The 14,296-nt window shown below is 70.1% G+C and carries 14 protein-coding genes and 1 riboswitch; of the genes, 11 read left to right on the top strand and 3 right to left on the bottom strand.

All coding sequences use genetic code 11. From position 1 onward, the window contains the following. Window positions 1–5 precede the first annotated feature (5 nt). Window positions 6–479 carry a metallopeptidase family protein gene (locus ACOACQ_RS04190; protein ID WP_420287662.1) on the bottom strand — a complete coding sequence of 158 codons (474 nt, stop codon included), beginning with the start codon at window positions 477–479 and terminating at the stop codon, window positions 6–8. Window positions 480–530: 51 nt separating this feature from the next. On the opposite strand from ACOACQ_RS04190, the gene ACOACQ_RS04185 reads away from it, so the two are divergent. The 7 genes from ACOACQ_RS04185 to ACOACQ_RS04155 all read left to right on the top strand — a co-directional run bounded on the left by ACOACQ_RS04185 (window position 531) and on the right by ACOACQ_RS04155 (window position 6,205). Beyond that, the gene (locus ACOACQ_RS04185) at window positions 531–908 is read left to right on the top strand and encodes a DUF3499 domain-containing protein (RefSeq protein ID WP_378596399.1); all 378 of its coding nucleotides are present in this window, start codon (window positions 531–533) and stop codon (window positions 906–908) included. A gap of 24 nt (window positions 909–932) precedes the next feature. Next, window positions 933–2,309: a phosphomannomutase/phosphoglucomutase gene (locus tag ACOACQ_RS04180; RefSeq protein ID WP_378596398.1), complete on the top strand. Its 1,377-nt coding sequence runs from the start codon at window positions 933–935 to the stop codon at window positions 2,307–2,309. A gap of 11 nt (window positions 2,310–2,320) precedes the next feature. Then, window positions 2,321–2,497 (top strand): Trm112 family protein, encoded by a 177-nt coding sequence (locus ACOACQ_RS04175; protein ID WP_378596409.1) that lies wholly within the window; start codon window positions 2,321–2,323, stop codon window positions 2,495–2,497. A gap of 16 nt (window positions 2,498–2,513) precedes the next feature. Next, on the top strand, window positions 2,514–3,539 hold the full coding sequence (locus ACOACQ_RS04170) for an SIS domain-containing protein (protein WP_378596397.1): 1,026 nt from the start codon (window positions 2,514–2,516) through the stop codon (window positions 3,537–3,539). 97 nt (window positions 3,540–3,636) lie between these two features. Continuing rightward, on the top strand, window positions 3,637–4,716 hold the full coding sequence (locus tag ACOACQ_RS04165; protein ID WP_420287661.1) for an acyltransferase family protein: 1,080 nt from the start codon (window positions 3,637–3,639) through the stop codon (window positions 4,714–4,716). 50 nt (window positions 4,717–4,766) lie between these two features. Beyond that, window positions 4,767–5,768 carry a DUF808 domain-containing protein gene (locus tag ACOACQ_RS04160; RefSeq protein ID WP_378596394.1) on the top strand — a complete coding sequence of 334 codons (1,002 nt, stop codon included), beginning with the start codon at window positions 4,767–4,769 and terminating at the stop codon, window positions 5,766–5,768. 23 nt (window positions 5,769–5,791) lie between these two features. Continuing rightward, window positions 5,792–6,205, top strand: coding sequence for a hypothetical protein (locus ACOACQ_RS04155; RefSeq protein WP_378596393.1), 414 nt, complete (start codon window positions 5,792–5,794; stop codon window positions 6,203–6,205). Here the strand turns inward: ACOACQ_RS04155 and ACOACQ_RS04150 are convergent. Together ACOACQ_RS04150 and ACOACQ_RS04145 are read right to left on the bottom strand one after the other, a co-directional pair. Next, window positions 6,199–7,542, bottom strand: a complete 1,344-nt coding sequence (locus ACOACQ_RS04150) for an HNH endonuclease signature motif containing protein (RefSeq protein ID WP_420287660.1) — start codon at window positions 7,540–7,542, stop codon at window positions 6,199–6,201. The two genes, ACOACQ_RS04155 and ACOACQ_RS04150, sit on opposite strands and share 7 nt — an antisense overlap. A 173-nt stretch (window positions 7,543–7,715) precedes the next feature. Beyond that, window positions 7,716–8,153 carry a 6,7-dimethyl-8-ribityllumazine synthase gene (locus tag ACOACQ_RS04145; protein ID WP_378602267.1) on the bottom strand — a complete coding sequence of 146 codons (438 nt, stop codon included), beginning with the start codon at window positions 8,151–8,153 and terminating at the stop codon, window positions 7,716–7,718. Window positions 8,154–8,205: 52 nt separating this feature from the next. Beyond that, window positions 8,206–8,374, bottom strand: a riboswitch (FMN riboswitch). A 170-nt stretch (window positions 8,375–8,544) separates the two neighbouring features. Here ACOACQ_RS04145 and ahcY point away from each other — a divergent pair. The 4 genes from ahcY to ACOACQ_RS04125 all read left to right on the top strand — a co-directional run bounded on the left by ahcY (window position 8,545) and on the right by ACOACQ_RS04125 (window position 14,251). After that, on the top strand, window positions 8,545–9,996 hold the full coding sequence (gene ahcY, locus ACOACQ_RS04140) for an adenosylhomocysteinase (protein ID WP_378602270.1): 1,452 nt from the start codon (window positions 8,545–8,547) through the stop codon (window positions 9,994–9,996). Between the two features lie 70 nt (window positions 9,997–10,066). Next, entirely contained in the window at window positions 10,067–10,777 is a 711-nt protein-coding gene (gene mtrA / locus ACOACQ_RS04135; RefSeq protein ID WP_378602273.1) for an MtrAB system response regulator MtrA, read from the top strand. A gap of 10 nt (window positions 10,778–10,787) precedes the next feature. Next, window positions 10,788–12,482, top strand: a complete 1,695-nt coding sequence (gene mtrB, locus ACOACQ_RS04130) for an MtrAB system histidine kinase MtrB (RefSeq protein ID WP_378602277.1) — start codon at window positions 10,788–10,790, stop codon at window positions 12,480–12,482. After that, window positions 12,479–14,251 (top strand): LpqB family beta-propeller domain-containing protein, encoded by a 1,773-nt coding sequence (locus ACOACQ_RS04125; RefSeq protein WP_420287659.1) that lies wholly within the window; start codon window positions 12,479–12,481, stop codon window positions 14,249–14,251. The genes mtrB and ACOACQ_RS04125 overlap by 4 nt, the downstream gene beginning before the upstream one ends. Window positions 14,252–14,296: the final 45 nt, after the last annotated feature.

The raw sequence follows: 14,296 nt of genomic DNA, 5'->3' as shown, positions 1-14,296 counted from the left end.
CGGGATCAGTCGGGGTCGGCCGGGTAGCGCGGGTCGACCTCGCTCGGGTCGATGCCGAGCAGCTCGGCCACCTGCTCGACGACCACGGTCAGCACGATGGCCTCGAGGTCCGCGCGGTCGGCCGCACGGTGTTCGAGTGGACGCCGGAAGACGACCAGGCGGGTCGGTGTGGCACCACTGCCGCGCACGAGCGAGGACAGCGGCACCCGGCCGGAGTCCCAGTCGTCGGGCAGCTGCGGGGTGTCCTCGACGGCGTACTCGACCAGGCCGAGGCGTGCCGACCAGCGGCCGTCGATCTCGGTGACGATGTCGAGCATGATCCGGTCGAAGACCTCGCGCCGGCTGCGGGGGCGCGGCGGTCGGGGAGAGCCGAGGGGTCCCGAGCGGGGGAGGACGGCGGGTCCCCGGACGCCTCGTCCGCGGCGATCCCTGCGGGGACGCGGGCGTCCGCCACCGCCGTCCGACTGTTCTGGCTCCACGATCCGCGAGCCTAGCCACCACTGCCTCCCCGGGGCGGTAGCGTCTGCGCCGTGAGCGCGATTCCGGCCCAGCAGGGACTCCGAACCTGCTCCCGCACGGCCTGCGCCCGGCGCGCCGTCGCGACCCTGACCTACGTCTACGCCGATTCCACGGCCGTCCTCGGTCCGCTGGCGACGTTCGCGGAGCCGCACGCCTACGACCTGTGCGAGACGCACAGCGAGCGCCTCTCCGCGCCCCGCGGCTGGGAGGTCCTGCGCCTCGCGCTCGGCACCCAGCAGGCCGGTCCCAGTGGCGACGACCTCCTGGCCCTCGCCGACGCCGTCCGCGAGGCCGCGCGCCCCGTTCGGCAGGTCGTCGAGCCGGTGCGCGAGACGGGTCGCGAGACCGGTCGCAAGGGCCACTTGCGGATGCTCACCTCCGACGACTGAGGTCCTTGCACTACTGTCCCGTTCATGGCCAGTGCCACGACCTCACCGGACAACCTGAGCAAGGTCTTCAAGGCCTACGACGTACGCGGCATCGTCGGTGAGCAGCTCGACGAGGAGCTTGCCCGCGCTGCGGGTTCGGCCTACGTCGAGGTGCTCGGGATCGACGCCCTCGTCATCGGCTACGACATGCGACCCAGCTCGCCGTCCCTGGCCGGTGCCTTCGCCGACGGTGCGACGACGGCGGGTGCCGACGTCACGATGATCGGCCTCGCCTCGACGGACCAGCTGTACTTCGCCTCGGGCCACCTCGGACTGCCGGGCGCGATGTTCACCGCGAGCCACAATCCCGCGCAGTACAACGGGATCAAGCTCTGCCGTGCGTACGCGCAGCCCGTCGGCGTGGAGAGCGGCCTGGCCGAGATCCGCGACCGCGTCGCCGCCGGCGCACCCGTCGTCGGCACGCGCACGGGTGGGGTCGACAACCTCGACGTCCTCCAGGCCTACGCCGCGCACCTGTTGTCGCTGGCCCCGGTGCAGGGCCGCAAGCTGAAGGTCGTCGTCGATGCCGGCAACGGCATGGCCGGTCACACCGCTCCGGCGGTGTTCGAGCGGCTCGCGGACCAGGTCGACATGGTGCCGATGTACTTCGAGCTCGACGGCACCTTCCCGAACCACGAAGCCAACCCGATCGAGGCCGCGAACCTCGTCGACCTGCAGAAGCGGGTGCTCGCCGAGCGCGCCGACATCGGTCTGGCCTTCGACGGCGATGCCGACCGCTGCTTCCTCGTCGACGAGCGTGGTGAGCTGGTCTCCCCGTCCACGCTGACGGCGCTGATCGCGGCCCGCGAGCTCGCCAAGGAGCCTGGCTCGACGATCATCTACAACCTGATCACCTCGCGTGCCGTGCCGGAGATCGTGACCGAGCTCGGCGGCACCCCGGTGCGCACCCGGGTCGGCCACTCGTACATCAAGGCCACGATGGCCGAGACCGACGCGATCTTCGGCGGCGAGCACAGCGGCCACTTCTACTTCCGTGACTTCTGGCGCGCCGACTCCGGCATGCTCGCGGCCCTGCACGCGATGGCTGCGCTGGCCGAGGCCGATGTCCCGCTGTCGCAGTTGCTCGACGACTACGAGCGCTACCCGCTCAGCGGCGAGATCAACAGCACCGTCGAGGACCAGGGCGCTGTCCTGGTCGCCCTCGAGAAGGAGTACGGCGCCCAGGACGGCGTCACGATCGACAAGCTCGACGGGCTGAGCATCAGCCATGCCGACTGGGCGTTCAACGTGCGCGCCTCCAACACCGAGCCGCTGCTGCGGCTCAACGCCGAAGGAAAGGACGAGCCCACCATGGCCCGAGTCCGAGACGAAGCCCTGGCGATCATCCGGGGTGACAAGTGAGCACCCCCGAGATCTCGCCCGAACTGCTGGCGATCATCGTCTGCCCTGCCTGCAAGGGCGATCTCACCCTGACCCCTTCCGGGACCGACGGCGCCGACGAGCTGGTGTGCGGCGGCTGCGGCCTGGCCTACCCCGTGCGCGACGGCATCCCGGTGCTGCTCGTCGACGAGGCCCGTTCCCCGGCCTGAGCGCCCGGTCCTCGCCATGGTCTGGTTCGACGAGTCCCGCCTGGATGACCAGAGCGCCCTGGGCAGCGCCGACCTGCGGCTGCGCACCCTGGCCGAGTCCGGCGCGCGCGTACGACGTGAGGTGGGCGCCGCCGCAGAGGCGATTGCCGAAGCCGTCTCCCGGTCCAGCGAGACCCGTCCCCGTGCGGTGATCGCCGCCGGGCCGGACTCCCGCCTGCTGCGGGCGGTCCTCGAGCCGTTCTGCCCGGTGCCGTTCGTCGCCTGGCCCGCCCCCGCCCTGCCCGGCTGGACCGGCAGCCTCGACCTGGTCGTCGTGCTCGCCCCGGAGGGCTCCGACCCCGGCACCGCGTCCGCGGTGGCTGAAGCGGCGCGACGCGGCTGCCAGCTCGTGGTCGCCACCCCGTCGGAGTCGCTGGTCGCCCAGCACGCCACCGGCCGCTGGACCACCATCCTTCCGACCGACACCGGCGACCAGCTGGCCACCGCCGTTGCGATGCTGTCGTTCCTCGACCAGATCCAGATCGGCCCGAACGCCGACCCTGACGCCGTGGCGGACGCGCTCGACGTGGTGGCGATCGCTTGTTCGCCGAACCGCGACATCTCGATCAACCCCGCCAAGATGCTGGCCATCTCGCTGGCCGACGCCAGCCCGCTGGTCTGGGGCGGATCGGTCCTGGCCGCCCGGGCCGCGCGCCGCGTCGCGGAGTCGATTCGTCGTACGTCGGGACGCACGGCCCTGGCCGGCGACGCCGAACACCTGCTGCCCGTGATCGAGGCGGCGCGACCCCGCAACGTCTTCGCCGACCCGTTCGCGGACGACGCGGGCGAGCGCCGTCCGGTGCTGGTGATCCTCGACGACGGGGTCGATGACCCGGTCGTCCGCGACCAGCGGATCCGGCTCGAGGAGGCGTGCCTGGCCCACGACGTACGCATCGAGCATGTGGCCTCCGAGGCGGCCGGCGAGGTCGGTCGTTACGCCTCGCTGCTGCTCAGCGGCACCTACGCCGCGGAGTACCTCCGGCTGGGTCTCGTCCCGGACTGACGGGCTCGCTGGCGGGCTCGCTGGCGGGCCACGGAGCCCGTTTGTCGGGTTGTCGGACACTTGGACTTGGTTCGGCGACTTCGGGTACCAAGGAGTGATGGCCTCCACCTCTCGGGACCCCTGGCTCGACAACGCGAAGATGGCGCTGGTCGCGCTCGTGGTGCTCGGCCACACCTGGGCACTGCTGCCGCCGGGCGGCCTCGGAGGAGGCCTGTACGACTTCCTCTACCTGTGGCACATGCCCGCGTTCGTCTTCGTCTCCGGCTACCTGTCGCGTGCCTTCACGTGGGCTCCGGGCCGGATGTGGCAGCTGGTCACGACGCTCGCTGTTCCGTACCTCGTGTTCGAGGCCGCGCTCGCGCTCTTCCGGATCCAGGTGGGCGGGGAGAACCTCGTCGACCTGTTCACCGACCCGCACTTCCCGCTCTGGTACCTCCCGGCCCTGATCGTGTGGCGGCTCCTCGCGCCGGCGTTCCGGCCGCTGTGGGGTGGCGTCGTGGTCGCGGTGGCGGTCAGCCTCGCGAGCGGCTTCATCGACGGCGAGCTCTCCCAGCTGTTCGACCTCGCACGGATCCTCGGCCTGCTGCCGTTCTTCGTGCTCGGCCTGAAGGCGACCCCGGAGCGGCTCGAGGGACTGCGCTCGCGCTCGGCCACCGTCCTCGGTGCGGCGGCCTTCGCGGTCATCGGCCTGCTCGCGCTGACGCTCGACCGCTGGGCCAGCGGCGACTACCTCTACTTCAAGCCGTACTCGTTCATCGACGCCTCGGGCCAGACCGCCGTGCTGACCCGGTTGCTGGTGCTCGGTGTCGGGATGGCCGGTGCGGTGGCCTGGCTGGCGGTCGTCCCGCGCGTCGGCGGCTGGTTCGCCCGGATGGGCGCGGCGACGATGGTCATCTACCTGTTCCACGGCTTCGCCGTGAAGGGCCTTGAGTACGCCGGCTTCCCCGAATGGGCCGAAGGACGGCCCTGGCTGGGCCTGGCCGCAGCCACGCTCGCCGGGCTCGGCATCGCGCTCGGGCTGGCGGCCCCGCCGGTACGACGGTTCCTCCAGCACGTCGTGGATCCGTTCGCGTCCGCCGACCGCAGGGTCGATGACGCCGTGGCGCTCGCGGTCGTCGTACAGGAGCAGGAGCGGGAGCTCGAAGTGGTGGGGGAGCCGGTCACCGTGGGCCGGTAGCCTTCCGCCATGCCCATCACCTTGACCACCTCCGTGGATGGACAGGCCGCGTGAGCGCCGGACTCTTCGGCCTGCTCGACGACGTTGCTGCCATCGCCAAGCTCGCGGCCGCGTCCATCGATGACGTCGGTGCCGCGGCCGGCCGCGCCACGACGAAGGCTGCGGGTGTGGTCATCGACGACACGGCGGTGACGCCGCAGTACGTCCACGGCCTTGCCGCCGACCGCGAGCTCCCGATCGTCAAGCAGATCGCGATCGGTTCGATCCGCAACAAGCTGCTGATCATCCTGCCGGCGGCGCTGCTGCTCAGCGAGTTCCTCCCGGACCTGCTCCCGATCATCCTGATGGCGGGTGGCACGTTCCTGGCCTACGAAGGCGCCCACAAGGTCTGGCACATGCTGTCGGGCCACGACGACCACGACACTCCGGTCAGCGAGGTCAGCCCGGAGGCCGAGAAGGCGATGATCGCCGGTGCCGTCCGCACCGACCTGATCCTCTCGGCCGAGATCATGGTGATCGCGCTCGCCGACATCGACGACGACGCGAGCTTCTGGGCACGCCTCGCGATCCTCGTGGTGGTCGCCTTCGTCATCACGATCGCCGTCTACGGCGTCGTCGCGCTGATCGTGAAGATGGACGACGTCGGCCTCAACCTCGCCCAGCGCAAGGCGTCCTTCGTGCAGGCGCTCGGCCGCGGCCTGGTGGCCGCCATGCCGAAGCTGCTGTCGTTCATCTCCATCGTCGGCACCGTCGCCATGCTCTGGGTCGGTGGCCACATCCTGCTCGTCAACATCCACGAGGTCGGCTGGTGGGATGCGCCGTACGAGTGGGTCCACGGCATCGAGCACGACATCAAGCACGCGGTGCACGGCTTCGTCGGCGGTGTCCTCGCCTGGCTCGCCAACACCGGCATCTCCGCGGTCATCGGCCTGGTCGTCGGCTCGATCGTCGTCGCCGTCGTCCGGGTGCTGCCGTTCCCCGGGGACAAGGACCCGATCGAGCAGTACGACACGGACGGGTCGTCGGACGCCCCGGCGGGGCCCGCCCACTGACCGTGTCGGCTCAGGGTGGGGGCGTGGGATCGCGTCGCACTGCCGCGACGTGTCTCGTCGGGGCGTTGTTGCTGCTCGTCCTGGGACTGACAGTGTGGTTCGACAACCCGACGGTGAACGTCAGTGCATCGGACTTCACCGGTGAGCCTGCCGGCGAGGTGGGTTGCAGCATCGCGCCGTGGGACGCGGGGCTCAACGAGAACAGCGAGGGGCCGGGCGGCGAGCACCCGCACGACTACTTCGCTGAGGTAGGGGCTGAGTGCTACTCAGCCAACATGGCCAGATTCCGTGGAGCCGTCGGCCTGGCTGCACTGGCGCTGCTCCTGACGACCGTTGGGGTCGTCCTCGCCCTTCGGGCGTCACGCACTGCGGCACCCGCACGCGGGCATGCCTCGGACCCCGCTGGTGGGCGGGGTTCGGGGCGTGGGGGTCAGTGACCGTCGGGATCGGGTGACCGGGGTGGGTCGAGGGCGCGGGTGCCGTTGGGTCCGACGAGGAAGTGGTGGCCGTGCGGGCTGATCCACAGGTAGTGACCGGATAGCACGACGAGATAGGACCAGTTCGAGAACGTCTTGGCGCGGTGATGTCGCCTGCAACCCGGGGCGAGGTTGCAGGGGCAGGTCGGGCCGCCCTTGTTGTACGGGACCACGTGGTCCAGATCGCACTTCGCGGCCGGCCTGCCACACCAGGGGAACCGACAGGTGTGATCCCTTTGTTCGACGATGCGTCGGATCCGGTCGGGGATCTCGTAGGAATCGACCGGCACGCAGTCGGCGAGGTCGATCACCGGGCGCACTGTCACCGACGTGTTGGGGGCTTGGAGCCATTCCTTGATCTGCGCCGTGGAGACCGGGGTGCGGCCCTGGTCCCAACGCCCGACAGGGTTCGCGAACGGGTTGACCTTGTTCAGGGTGGTGTCGGTGATGTGGACGCTCATCTCGACCTTGCGACCGGGGACGGTGGCGATCACCTCACCGGTGTCGGGGTCGGCGAAGAGCAGGTCAAGGGAAAGGTCTTGGCGGGCGATGTCGCCGACGGACTTGGCTCGGCGCACGCCGAGGGGTGAGGTGTCGCCGAGCTTCCCGCGCTGGATCGCGCGCCGGTTGATGGCCTGGTCGACGTCGTGGCTGTCGGCGGCATCGATCAGGGCGTCGATGCGGACCCGGCCGTGCTGGTCGATCTCGTCGAGGTGGACGTCGACGAACAGCTCCTCGTTCGCGCCCTGGCGCTCGGCCTCGGCGCGTTCGGGGTCGAACCGCATCACCGCTTCGGTGACGAGGCGTTCGAGCTGGGCCCAACCCACACCACCGACCGCGGCGAGCTGGCGGTCCACGAACCCAGCGGCCTCGGCGTTCAGCGGACGGGTGAGGTCCGCGATCCGCTCGGCACGCCACGGCTCCAACCTGCCCTCGACCACAGCGGCGTAGACGCCGGGCAGGCGCCAGGCGCACTCGATGATCCGCCCCACGTACGCACGCCCACCATCAGGCGAGCGACCCAAGACGGCGATGAACTCCATCAGGTTGAACTCACTGACGAGCGGTGCGCCGTGGCCGGCGATCGGAACCCCGGTGTCGATGACGCCGTCCACGATGGTCGCGGCCTGCTCGGGGGTGGTGACGATGTTGCGGTTCGCCCACGCAACGGCGTCGATCCATTCACCGACCACCAGCCCTCGCCGGTCACGGACCTTGGTCCGGACGTCGGTGAGGATCTCGGCCGTCGACCGGGTGTCATGGCTGCCCTTCAGCTGGGGCTGGGTTCCGAGATCCATACATGTATTGGATCATCGAGGTCCGACACAACGAAGCGACGCAAAGCTGCCTGTGGAAGGGGAACGGCCCGGACCGGGCATGTGGAGAGTTGGTGGACGGTTCCGCTCGCACCTCAACGACTGGGCCGGCGGTCCCGCCCGCCCAGATCTCTGGCTGGGCGGAACCGCTTGGCTCAACCGACGGGCAGCCGCACGGTGGCGTCGACCGCGCTCGCCAGTTCGCGTCCCTTGGTCTCGAAGTGGGCGCGGAAATAGTTGGCGTGGTCGTCGTGCTCGTGGAAGTGGTGCGGCGTGAGCACGGCCGAGAACACCGGGACGTCGGTCTCGAGCTGAACGCGCATCAGCCCATCGACGACCGCGGGAGCGACGAAGTCGTGGCGGTAGATGCCGCCATCGACGACGAGCGCGGCTGCCGCGACTCCTGCGTACCGGCCAGACTGTGCGAGCCGCCGGACCTGCAGCGGGATCTCGAAGGCGCCGGGGACGTGCACCACGTCGACCTCGTAGCCGCGGCTGCGAAGTTCTTCCGTGGCCGTTGTCACGGCGACATCGACGATGTCGGCGTGCCAGCGGGCGGCGATGATGGCAATGCGGGGAGCGGTGGGTGACATGGTTCCTCCTGTTTGCGTGTCACCCAGGGCGTGACGACGCGCACGAGGCCCGTCGCGTTCTCTCTCGTCCGGACTGTGACCGTCGGCTCCGGAGTTCGACCGGATCTGCTGACCCACACCGATCCGGGGGATCCGTGTGGCGCTCGCGGGCTCGACCGCCCCGGATCTGCCGGGACGCTCCTACCGCCGGTGGGGATTTCCACCCCGCCCTGAGAACGTACGGATCAACCGTACCGCTCCGGCGCCGAGTCCGGCGTGAGTCGCTTCCCTGATGATTCCCCGCGCGCCGAATCCCGCTTGTAGGGTGTCCTGTGTCATGCGCGGGAGACCCCGGCAGAGCGCAGATGCGCCGCATGGACACGAAACACTCGATCCTCGAGGACCCCTTTTCATGGACTACAAGGTTGCTGACCTGAGCCTGGCCGAGTTCGGCCGCAAGGAGCTCACCCTCGCCGAGCACGAGATGCCCGGCCTTGTCTCGCTGCGCACGACGTACGGCGATGCCCAGCCCCTCAAGGGCGCCCGGATTGCCGGGTCGCTCCACATGACCATCCAGACCGGTGTGCTGATCGAGACGCTCGTCGCCCTCGGCGCCGAGGTCCGCTGGGCCACCTGCAACATCTTCTCGACGCAGGACCACGCCGCTGCTGCGGTCGTCGTCGGCCGCCCCGAGACGGGCGGCACCGCCGAGGACCCCAAGGGCACCCCCGTCTTCGCCTGGAAGGGCGAGTCGCTGGCGGAGTACTGGGACGAAGCCGAGAAGGTCTTCGACTTCAAGGACGAGGCCGGCAACGTGATCGGCCCGAACATGCTCCTCGACGACGGCGGCGACATCACCCTCCTCGTCCACAAGGGTGTCGAGTTCGAGAAGGCCGGCGTGGTTCCGGGCCAGGACACGACTGACAACGAGGAGTACAAGGAGGTCCTCCGGGTCCTCGCTCGTTCGCTCGAGAACAATCCCACCCGCTGGACGAACATCGCCAACAACATCAAGGGTGTCTCCGAGGAGACCACCACCGGTGTGCTGCGCCTGTACGACCGCTTCAAGGAGGGCTCGCTCCTCTTCCCGGCGATCAACGTCAACGACTCGGTCACCAAGTCGAAGTTCGACAACAAGTACGGCTGCCGCCACTCGCTGATCGACGGCATCAACCGCGGCACCGACGTCATGATCGGCGGCAAGGTTGCCGTCGTGTGTGGCTACGGCGACGTCGGCAAGGGTTCCGCCGAGTCGCTCCGCGGCCAGGGCGCTCGCGTGATCATCACCGAGATCGACCCGATCTGCGCGTTGCAGGCAGCGATGGACGGCTACGAGGTCAAGCGCCTCGAGTCGGTCGTCGAGTACGCCGACATCTTCATCACCACGACGGGCAACTTCGACATCATCCGGGTCGAGCACTTCGAGAAGATGAAGCACCAGGCGATCGTCGGCAACATCGGCCACTTCGACAACGAGATCAACATGGCTGGTCTCGCCAAGATCGAGGGCATCGTCAAGGACGAGATCAAGCCGCAGGTCCACCAGTGGATCTTCCCCGACGGCAAGAAGGTCATCGTGCTGTCCGAGGGCCGTCTGCTGAACCTCGGCAACGCGACCGGCCACCCGTCGTTCGTCATGTCGAACTCCTTCACCAACCAGGTGCTCGCCCAGATCGAGCTCTTCACCAAGGTCGAGGAGTACCCCGTCGGCGTCTACGTGCTGCCGAAGCACCTCGACGAAGAGGTCGCCCGTCTGCACCTCGACGCCCTCGGTGTCGAGCTGACGATCCTGACCCAGGAGCAGGCCGACTACCTCGGCGTTCCGGTCGAGGGCCCGTTCAAGGCTGACGCATACCGCTACTGAGTTCCACGGTCAGGAGCCCCGCACCCACTCGGTGCGGGGCTTCTGCCTTCCTCCCACCTAGGATCGACCCATGACACCTCCCGCCGGCGCGCCGTCGTACCCCACCCGGGGACGGGTGCTTGTCGTCGATGACGACGCACCGCTGGCCGAGATGCTGGGCATCGTCCTCTCCCAGGAGGGCTTCGAGAGCCGGGTGTGCCCGCGCGGCGACCTCGCCCTCGCCGACTTCCGCGACTACCGCCCCGACCTGGTCCTGCTCGACCTGATGCTGCCCGGCAAGGACGGCATCGACGTGTGCAAGGAGATCCGGGCCGAGTCCGGCGTCCCTATCGTGATGCTCACGGCAAAGGGCGACACCGTCGACGTCGTGGTCGGGCTGGAGTCCGGTGCCGACGACTACGTCGTCAAGCCGTTCAAGCCCAAGGAGCTCGTGGCACGGATCCGGGCCCGCGTGCGTCGTACCGACAACGTCCCCCAGGAGACGCTCACCGTCAAGAACCTCGAGATCGACGTCGCCGGGCACTCGGTGACCCGCGACGGCGTCGAGATCTTCCTGACGCCGCTGGAGTTCGACCTGTTGCTGTGCCTGGCCCGCAAGCCCGGCCAGGTCTTCACGCGGCAACTGCTCCTCGAAGAGGTCTGGGGCTACCACCACGCCGCCGACACGCGCCTGGTCAACGTCCACGTGCAGCGCCTGCGTTCGAAGGTGGAGCACGACCCCGAGCACCCCGAGATCGTCCTGACCGTGCGGGGCGTCGGCTACAAGGCCGGCGCTGTCTAGGCCGACGGACATGGACGGATCCGACCTGTCCCGGTGGCTGCGCAGCCTCTGGGCCCGGGTCGCGCCGGAGGTACGACGTGCGCTCACCTTCTGGCGTCGGTCGATCCAGGCACGGGTCGTCGTCAGCACGGTCGTCCTGTCGGCGCTCACCGTCAGTGCGGTCGGCTGGATCCTGCTGCAGCAGACGAAGCAGGGCCTGCTCGAGCACCGCGTCGAGGTCGTCCTCGGTGAGGTCGACGCGGAGGTGAGTGATGCGAACGGCCGGCTCGCTGCCGCGTCGGGCACCGAGGTCAACGCGAGCCGCCAGCAGCGCGACCTGGTCGACCCGATCATCGACCGCGGCGTGAGTCGCGGGTACAGCGTCGTCCTGGCCGGACCGGAGGGGGAGGACCTGCCCCTGCGCGAAGGTGGCGGCGAGTACACCAGCGGCCTGGACCTGGTCAGCGTCCCGGAGAGCCTCGAGGCGCACTTCGATGGACTGGGCCGATCCACCGCCTGGACCTACACCAACATCGTGCAGACCGGCCCCGACGGCACGACGTCGCGGGCCGGCATCGTCGTCGGGGCGCAGGTGCCGTTGCCGTCGGACGGCAAGACCTACACGCTGTACTTCCTCTTCCCGCTCACCGAGGAGGAGGAGACCCTGGGCCTGGTCACCCGTGCGCTGCTCACCGCCGCGGGCCTGTTGCTGGTCCTGGTGGCGGGACTGACCTGGCTGGTGACGCGCCAGGTCGTGACGCCGATCCGGATGGCCCGACGGGTCGCGGAGCGACTCGCGTCCGGGCGCCTCCAGGAACGACTGCAGGTCCGGGGCGAGGACGACATCGCGCGGCTGGCGTATTCCTTCAACCAGATGGCCACGAACCTCCAGCGCCAGATCCGCCAGCTGGAGGAACTGAGCTGGGTCCAGCGCCGCTTCGTGTCCGACGTGTCGCACGAGCTGCGCACGCCGCTGACCACGGTGCGGATGGCGTCCGACGTCCTCCACGACGCCCGCGACGGGTTCGACCCGACGACGGCGCGCTCGGCCGAGCTGCTCCAGGCCGAGCTCGACCGGTTCGAGAACCTCCTCGTCGACCTCCTCGAGATCAGCCGCTTCGACGCCGGTGCGGCCCGGCTGGCGACCGAGGACGTCAACCTCGTTGAGGTCGTCGAGCGCGTGGTCACTGCTGCTCAGCCGCTGGCCGACCAGCGAGGCGTACGGGTCGTGATCGAGCAGCCCGACGACGAGGTGCGCGCCGAGGTCGACGTACGACGGATCGAGCGGATCGTGCGCAACCTGGTCACCAATGCCATCGACCACGCCCAGGCCGACGACCCGACCGAGGCGGTCATCGTCCGGCTGGCCTCGGACGCCGAGGCGGCCGGGATCACGGTCCGCGACCACGGCGTCGGGCTCGCACCGGGGGAGGCGGCGATGGTCTTCAACCGGTTCTGGCGCTCGGACCCCGCGCGCGCCCGGACCAGCGGCGGAACCGGGCTCGGCCTGGCGATCGCGCAGGAGGACGCCCACCTGCACGGGGGATGGCTGCAGGCCTGGGGCCGTACCGGCCAGGGCGCCCAGTTCCGGCTGACGGTCCCGCGGCATGCCGGGGCGACGCTGCGCAACAGCCCCCTCTCGCTGGTCCCCGACGACGCTGCGTCCACCGATGCCGGCATCGTGATCGGACCCGTCGTGGTGCCGACCCAGGAGGGCACCCGATGACCCGCCCGGCGACCCGCCTGACGACCCGCCCGGCTGCGATCGCCCGACAGGTGGCGATCGCCCTGTTCGCGGCCGTCCTGCTCGGCGGTTGTGTGACGTTGCCGACCGACGGTCCGATCGTCGAACGCAACGTCACCGACGAGGAGGACGTGCGCCAGGCCAGCGACATCGACGCCCGTCCGCCGACCGCCGGCGCGTCGCGCACCGAGGTCGTCGCCGGGTTCCTCGACGCGATGACGGCCTGGCCGATCCAGACCAGCGTGGCCAAGAAGTACCTCACCGGCGGCGCCGCCGCGCAATGGAATCCCGAGCAGGAGACCATCGTCTACAGCGACACCCTGCCGGTCCGCGAGGTCGGCGGCTCCGTCTCCGTCGAGCTCACGGCTGCCGACCGCCTGGACGCCGTCGGTGGCTGGCGTGGTCCGGTGCCGGCCAACGAGCTCACGATGGGATTCCGCGTCACGGTGGAGGACGGCGAGTACCGCATCGCCGACCCGCAGGACGCACTGGTGGTCCCGGCCACCTGGTTCCAGCAGCGCTATCGCCAGGTGTCCCTGTACTACTTCGACCCGCTCGCCCAGATCCTGGTGCCGGAGCCGGTCTTCGTGCCGGAGGGCGACCAGCTCGCCACCAGCCTCGTCTCGGGACTGCTGGCCGGGCCGCCGCCCCTGGCCCGCGGAGTGGTCCGCTCCTTCCTCCCGTCCGGCCTCAGCGTCGGCCTCTCCGTCCCCGTCGACAAGTCCGGCGTCGCTGACATCACGCTCGTCGGTGACGCCCCGAAGGTCACCTCGGAGGAAGCCGAGCTGATGCTCGCCCAGCTGGCGTGGACACTGCGCCAGGACGACGACATCACGGCGCTCCGCGTCACCGTCGGCGGCTTCGACCTGCCGTTGCCGGGTGGCGCGTCGACGTACCCCGTCAACGGTGGCCAGGCCTTCGATCCGGCCGGCGCCGGCGCCACCACGCTGCTCTTCGGCCTGACCCGGGGACGGCTGGTCTGGGGGACCGCTGGCAACCTGGTTCCGGCCACGGGGCCGTTCGGAGACGAGGGTGCCGGTATCGAGGTGGCAGCCGCCCGGCCGGACGGCGAGCAGGTCGCCGTCGTCGACGGGAGCAGCCGGCGGGTGCGGGTCGGATCGGTCCGCGAGACGGCGGACGCCCCACCGACCCGGACGGTGCTGAGTGGCGGGACGTACGCCCGGCCGTCGTGGGACGCCAGCGGACGACTGTGGGTGCTCGAGCGCCGCCGTTCCGGATCGGTCGTGTGGCTCGTCGACGGCGATGGCGTGCGCCAGGTGGACGTGCCCGGCGTGACGGGCGAACAGGCCCACCAGCTCATCGTGTCCCGCGACGGCACCCGACTGGTGGCGGTTCTGCGCACCAGCCGGGGCGACGAGGTCGTGGGGGCCCGCGTGGTGATCAACGGCCGCGGCGGCATCGCCCGCGCGCGGGCGCCGTACCTCGTCCACGCGGCCAGCAACGGGCGGATCGTCGACATGGCGTGGACCAGTCCGATCCGGGTCGGGTTGCTGACCCCGACCGCACCCGGCACCCTCTCCGAGGTCGACGTGGTGGCTGCCGACGGCGCAACCGTGGGTGTGGACGAGCTGTCGACGATCGTGTCGGGCGCCCTGATCGGCCTGGCCGGCACGCCGACCCCCGGCCCACCGATGCTGGCCGTCTACGCCGACCGGTACGTCGACATCGTGCAGCAGGACGCGTACGACGCCGCGGACGCGCTGCTCACCCAGCTCGACTACGCCGGGTAGTTCTCCACGCTCGTTCTCCACAGCACCGTGGCCGGCAGTTGTCCG

Source organism: Nocardioides sp. CPCC 206347 (genome assembly GCF_048654605.1).
In the GTDB taxonomy this organism is placed as follows: Bacteria; Actinomycetota; Actinomycetes; order Propionibacteriales; family Nocardioidaceae; genus Nocardioides.
This window is presented reverse-complemented; position numbering and strand designations above follow the sequence as displayed.

Excerpts from the sequence above, each read along its gene's own strand:
- ACOACQ_RS04180 (WP_378596398.1), top strand. The coding sequence starts at position 933 with ATGGCCAGTGCCACGACCTCACCGGACAACCTGAGCAAGGTCTTCAAG.
- ACOACQ_RS04170 (WP_378596397.1), top strand. The coding sequence starts at position 2,514 with ATGGTCTGGTTCGACGAGTCCCGCCTGGATGACCAGAGCGCCCTGGGC.
- ACOACQ_RS04165 (WP_420287661.1), top strand. The coding sequence starts at position 3,637 with ATGGCCTCCACCTCTCGGGACCCCTGGCTCGACAACGCGAAGATGGCG.
- ACOACQ_RS04150 (WP_420287660.1), bottom strand. The coding sequence starts at position 7,542 with ATGGATCTCGGAACCCAGCCCCAGCTGAAGGGCAGCCATGACACCCGG.
- ACOACQ_RS04145 (WP_378602267.1), bottom strand. The coding sequence starts at position 8,153 with ATGTCACCCACCGCTCCCCGCATTGCCATCATCGCCGCCCGCTGGCAC.
- ahcY (WP_378602270.1), top strand. The coding sequence starts at position 8,545 with ATGGACTACAAGGTTGCTGACCTGAGCCTGGCCGAGTTCGGCCGCAAG.
- mtrA (WP_378602273.1), top strand. The coding sequence starts at position 10,067 with ATGACACCTCCCGCCGGCGCGCCGTCGTACCCCACCCGGGGACGGGTG.
- mtrB (WP_378602277.1), top strand. The coding sequence starts at position 10,788 with ATGGACGGATCCGACCTGTCCCGGTGGCTGCGCAGCCTCTGGGCCCGG.
- ACOACQ_RS04125 (WP_420287659.1), top strand. The coding sequence starts at position 12,479 with ATGACCCGCCCGGCGACCCGCCTGACGACCCGCCCGGCTGCGATCGCC.